This is a genomic window from Micromonospora sp. NPDC003776 (genome assembly GCF_053605645.1).
In genome coordinates this window covers 1-5576 of the sequence record NZ_JBSGJR010000484.1, presented here as the reverse complement: position 1 = coordinate 5576, position 5576 = coordinate 1, and the positions used below count along the sequence as shown (strand labels likewise).

5 protein-coding genes are annotated in these 5576 nt (G+C 68.2%); all 5 read left to right on the top strand.

Features of this window, described 5'->3' with window-relative positions; translation table 11 throughout:
• Positions 1–24 precede the first annotated feature (24 nt).
• The 5 genes from ACWEVO_RS28845 (at position 25) to tuf (ending at position 5421) form a co-directional block, all read left to right on the top strand.
• Positions 25–450: a hypothetical protein gene (locus tag ACWEVO_RS28845; RefSeq protein WP_452310628.1), complete on the top strand. Its 426-nt coding sequence runs from the start codon at positions 25–27 to the stop codon at positions 448–450.
• 535 nt (positions 451–985) lie between these two features.
• Positions 986–1360 carry a 30S ribosomal protein S12 gene (rpsL, locus tag ACWEVO_RS28840; protein WP_007465318.1) on the top strand — a complete coding sequence of 125 codons (375 nt, stop codon included), beginning with the start codon at positions 986–988 and terminating at the stop codon, positions 1358–1360.
• Between the two features lies 1 nt (position 1361).
• A complete protein-coding gene (gene rpsG / locus ACWEVO_RS28835) occupies positions 1362–1832 on the top strand; it encodes a 30S ribosomal protein S7 (protein ID WP_013735957.1) in 471 nt (156 codons plus the stop codon).
• 75 nt (positions 1833–1907) lie between these two features.
• The gene (gene fusA / locus ACWEVO_RS28830; protein ID WP_452310627.1) at positions 1908–4004 is read left to right on the top strand and encodes an elongation factor G; all 2097 of its coding nucleotides are present in this window, start codon (positions 1908–1910) and stop codon (positions 4002–4004) included.
• A gap of 223 nt (positions 4005–4227) precedes the next feature.
• Positions 4228–5421, top strand: a complete 1194-nt coding sequence (gene tuf, locus ACWEVO_RS28825; protein WP_265005362.1) for an elongation factor Tu — start codon at positions 4228–4230, stop codon at positions 5419–5421.
• Positions 5422–5576 lie beyond the last annotated feature (155 nt).

Below are 5576 nucleotides of genomic sequence, written 5' to 3'. Positions count from 1 at the left end.
GCCGCCGGGCCGCGGCCGGGCCCGATGGTGCCGCCGCCCCCGCGCGAGGCGGCACGCCCGCCGAAGCGGGTCGACCCGGTTCCCGGTACCCCGTTCGGCGTGGTCCACCTGGACGTGCCGCCGGTGACCTCGGGGCTCGCCATCGGCTCGCTGATCACCGGGATCGCCTCGATCCTGGTCTCGCTCCTGGTGTTCTGCTTCGGTTTCGCCGGGCCGGACTACGGCGGCGCCTGGGCCGCCGGTGCGTTCACGGTGCTCGGTGGCATCGCCGGGACCGCGGCCATCATCGCCGGCCTGCTGTCCCGCCGGCAGATCCGGCGGCCGGCACCCCCGCCGGCGGTTCGGTTCGCCGGGCGGGGCCTGGCGGTGGCCGGGCTCAGCTGTGGGGGAGTGGGGCTGCTGCTAAGCCTGCTCGGGTTGGCGGTGGCCCTGGTGGTGCAGATCACGTGATCGCGCGCCGGCGCGGCTGACCGGGGATGAACAGGGGCGGCGGCGGTCCCGGGCGGTCCGATGGGCGGGCGGAGCCGGGGCCGCCGGGCCGGTCGGGGCCGTAGCCGGTACACTGGTAGCCGTAGGTGCCCATCACGGGCGGGCAGGCACGATGCGATCGGCCGGTGGACTGCGACGCGGTTCTCCCGGACCGCTCCGTTTTGACCTGCGCGGCTGTGGTAGGTACTCTTTCCCCTTGTGCCCGGGCAAGCCCGGGCAATGCGTGCGTGCGCTGGAACCGGTCAGCCGGTGATCGCGCGGCGGCACGACCCACAGCCAGAAGATCCGGCGCGGGGAGTTCCCTGTGCCGGTGACGAAGACCCGGTACGGCGCGCGAGCGACGCAGCGGGACCGTGATCCGGGCGACACGCCCGACCGCGGGTGCTGGGACCCCCGTCAGGTGGCCCTGGTTGGAATGTAGGAGAGCCGCCCATCAGGTCGGCTAGAGCAGACGGCGCGGTCGCCTCGCAGCGGCCGAAGGGAGCGGAGAAACCCGGTGCCCACCATTCAGCAGCTGGTCCGAAAGGGCCGCCAGGCCAAGACGACCAAGACCAAGACCCCGGCGCTGAAGGGGTCCCCCCAGCGTCGCGGCGTGTGCACCCGCGTGTACACCACCACCCCGAAGAAGCCGAACTCGGCGCTGCGCAAGGTCGCTCGTGTCAAGCTCAGCAGCCAGATCGAGGTGACCGCCTACATCCCGGGCGTCGGCCACAACCTGCAGGAGCACTCGATCGTGCTCGTCCGCGGCGGCCGTGTGAAGGACCTCCCCGGCGTGCGGTACAAGATCGTTCGCGGCTCGCTGGACACCCAGGGTGTCCGCAACCGCAAGCAGGCTCGCAGCCGCTACGGCGCGAAGAAGGAGAAGAGCTGACATGCCGCGTAAGGGACCCGCTCCGCGGAAGCCGCTGGTCGCTGACCCGGTGTACAACTCCCCGCTGGTCACCCAGCTGGTGAACAAGATCCTGCTGCGCGGCAAGCGCCAGCTCGCCGAGCGCATCGTGTACGCCGCCCTGGAGGGCTGCCGCGAGAAGTCCGGCACCGACCCGGTCGTCACCCTGAAGCGGGCGATGGACAACGTCAAGCCGACCCTCGAGGTCCGCAGCCGTCGCGTCGGTGGCGCCACCTACCAGGTTCCGGTGGAGGTCCGGCCGGCCCGCGCGACCACCCTCGGTCTGCGCTGGCTGGTGACCTACTCCCGCGCCCGGCGCGAGAAGACCATGGTCGAGCGGCTGATGAACGAGCTGCTGGACGCGAGCAACGGCCTCGGCGCTGCCGTGAAGCGGCGCGAGGACACGCACAAGATGGCCGAGTCCAACAAGGCCTTCGCGCACTACCGCTGGTAACACCCTGGTTCCGGCGCCCACGAGGCGCCGGAACCGCCACCAGTTGTGTCGAGACGACGATAAGTAGGGATTGAAGTGGCCGCCGCAGACGCGCTCGCCAACGTACGCAACATCGGCATCATGGCGCACATCGATGCCGGTAAGACCACTACCACCGAGCGAATCCTGTTCTACACCGGTATCACGTACAAGATCGGTGAGGTCCACGAGGGCGCTGCCGTCATGGACTGGATGGAGCAGGAGCAGGAGCGCGGTATCACCATCACTTCCGCCGCCACGAAGTGCGAGTGGAAGGGCCACACGATCCAGATCATCGACACGCCCGGCCACGTCGACTTCACGGTCGAGGTCGAGCGGTCGCTGCGCGTTCTGGACGGTGCGGTCGCGGTCTACGACGGTGTCGCCGGCGTGGAGCCGCAGACGGAGAACGTCTGGCGGCAGGCGGACAAGTACAACGTCCCCCGGATGTGCTTCGTCAACAAGCTCGACCGGACCGGCGCCGACTTCTTCCGCTGCGTGCAGATGATGATCGACCGGCTCAACGCCACCCCGCTGGTCCTCCAGGTGCCGATCGGTGCCGAGTCGGACTTCATCGGCGTGGTGGACCTGGTCGGCATGCGCGCCCTCACCTGGCGCGGGGAGACCCAGAAGGGTGAGGACTACGCGATCGAGGAGATCCCGGCCGAGCTGGCGGACACCGCCGCCGAGTGGCGCGAGAAGCTGCTGGAGACCCTGGCCGACGTCGACGACTCGGTGATGGAGAAGTACCTCGAGGGCGAGGAGATCTCCGTCGAGGACATCCAGGCCGGCATCCGGCGCGCCACCATCGACGGCAAGGCCAACCCGGTGCTGTGCGGCACCGCGTTCAAGAACAAGGGCATCCAGCCGATGCTCGACGCGGTGGTCGCCTACCTGCCGTCGCCGCTGGACATCCCGGCGATCGAGGGCACCGCGACCGACGGCGAAACCCCGATGCAGCGGAAGCCGTCCACCTCCGAGCCGTTCTCGGGCCTGGCCTTCAAGATCCAGACCGACAAGCACCTCGGCAAGCTCACCTACGTCCGGGTCTACTCCGGCGTGGTCGAGTCCGGGTCCCAGGTGGTCAACTCCACCAAGGACCGCAAGGAGCGGATCGGCAAGATCTACCAGATGCACGCCAACAAGCGGGAGGAGCGCAGCTCCGCCAAGGCTGGCGACATCATCGCGGTCCAGGGTCTGAAGCAGACCACCACCGGTGACACCCTGTGCGACCCGGCGAACCCGGTCATCCTCGAGTCGATGACCTTCCCGGAGCCGGTCATCGAGGTGGCCATCGAGCCGAAGACCAAGGCCGACCAGGAGAAGCTCAGCACCGCCATCCAGCGGCTGGCCGAGGAGGACCCGACCTTCCGCGTCAAGCTGGACGAGGAGACCGGCCAGACCGTCATCTCCGGCATGGGCGAGCTGCACCTGGACATCCTGGTCGACCGGATGCGCCGCGAGTTCAACGTCGAGGCGAACATCGGTAAGCCGCAGGTGGCGTACCGCGAGACCATCCGCCGCGCGGTGGAGAAGGTCGAGTACACCCACAAGAAGCAGACCGGTGGTTCCGGCCAGTACGCCCGGGTCATCATCAGCCTGGAGCCGTTGCCGCTGGACAACGACTCGCCGACCTACGAGTTCGCGAACGCCGTCACCGGTGGCCGTATCCCCCGGGAGTTCATCCCCTCGGTGGACGCGGGCGCCCAGGACGCCATGCAGTACGGCGTGCTCGCCGGCTTCCCGCTGGTCGGCGTGAAGCTGACGCTGGTGGACGGCCAGTACCACGAGGTCGACTCGTCCGAGATGGCATTCAAGATCGCCGGCTCGATGGCGATGAAGGAGGCGGCCCGCAAGGCCGACCCCGCGCTGCTCGAGCCGATGATGGCCGTTGAGGTCACCACTCCTGAGGAGAACATGGGTGACGTCATCGGCGACCTCAACTCCCGCCGTGGCATCATCCAGGCGATGGAGGAGCGCGGCGGTGCCCGCGTCGTCCGCGCCCTGGTGCCGCTGTCGGAGATGTTCGGCTACGTCGGCGACCTGCGGTCGAAGACCCAGGGCCGGGCTAGCTACAGCATGCAGTTCGACTCCTACGCCGAGGTTCCGGCCTCGGTGGCCAAGGAGATCATCGCCAAGGCGACCGGCGAGTGACCCTCGCCTGAGCCGACCCGATGAGCCGGGGACGGTCGCGGGAGGAATCTCCCGCCCGCGACCACCTCGGTCGGGTTGTGTGAATCCGGGCCTGTAGGCTTCATCGCCGCAGAACCCACCAAGGCTCTCCGGCCGTCAGGTCGGAAAGGCTGTCGACAGAGTCCTAAGCGCCGACCCTGGCGCACCGGGGCGAACGAACCAAGAAGTCCACAGGAGGACACCAGTGGCGAAGGCTAAGTTCGAGCGGACTAAGCCGCACGTCAACATCGGCACCATTGGTCACATCGACCACGGTAAGACGACGCTGACGGCGGCCATCACCAAGGTCCTGCACGACGAGTACCCGGACCTGAACCCGTACACCCCGTTCGACGAGATCGACAAGGCGCCGGAGGAGAAGGCCCGCGGCATCACGATCTCGATCGCGCACGTCGAGTACCAGACCGCCAACCGGCACTACGCGCACGTCGACTGCCCGGGTCACGCGGACTACATCAAGAACATGATCACCGGTGCCGCCCAGATGGACGGCGCGATCCTGGTGGTCGCCGCGACCGACGGCCCGATGCCGCAGACCCGCGAGCACGTGCTGCTGGCCCGCCAGGTCGGCGTGCCGTACATCGTCGTGGCGCTCAACAAGAGCGACATGGTGGACGACGAGGAGCTCCTGGAGCTCGTCGAGCTCGAGGTCCGCGAGCTGCTCTCCTCGCAGGAGTACCCGGGTGACGACCTGCCGGTCGTCCGGGTCTCGGCGCTGAAGGCCCTCGAGGGTGACCCCGAGTGGACCGCCAAGCTGCTCGACCTGATGAACGCTGTCGACACCGCGATCCCGCAGCCGGAGCGCGAGACCGACAAGCCGTTCCTCATGCCGATCGAGGACGTCTTCACGATCACCGGTCGTGGCACCGTCGTCACCGGTCGCGCCGAGCGCGGCATCCTCAAGCCGAACGAGGAGGTGGAGATCGTCGGCATCCGCGAGAAGTCGATGAAGACCACCTGCACCGGCATCGAGATGTTCCGCAAGCTGCTCGACGAGGCGCGCGCCGGCGAGAACGTCGGTCTGCTCCTCCGCGGCATCAAGCGCGAGGACGTCGAGCGCGGCATGGTCGTCATCAAGCCGGGCACCACGACCCCGCACACGGAGTTCGAGGCGACGGTCTACATCCTCTCCAAGGAGGAGGGTGGCCGCCACACCCCGTTCTTCCAGAACTACCGTCCGCAGTTCTACTTCCGGACCACGGACGTCACCGGCGTCGTCACGCTGCCCGAGGGCACCGAGATGGTCATGCCGGGCGACAACACCACGATGACCGTGAAGCTGATCCAGCCCATCGCGATGGAGGAGAACCTCAAGTTCGCGATCCGGGAGGGTGGCCGTACGGTCGGCGCGGGTCGCGTCACCAAGATCATCAAGTGAGCTGGGTAACCCCGATTAGCGTTGCCGTGCGGTAGTACGGCATACTGGTCAGGTTGCGTAACGACGGTTAGTCGCCCGCGTCCGGTGCATGCTGGACCTCCGGGCAGACCAACAGTCGCGCGTAGGGTGGTTGACCGCCCCTGGCGGTCAACCAC

Coding starts and splice junctions, on each gene's coding strand:
- ACWEVO_RS28845 (WP_452310628.1), top strand. CDS start 25: ATGGTGCCGCCGCCCCCGCGCGAGGCGGCACGCCCGCCGAAGCGGGTC.
- rpsG (WP_013735957.1), top strand. CDS start 1,362: ATGCCGCGTAAGGGACCCGCTCCGCGGAAGCCGCTGGTCGCTGACCCG.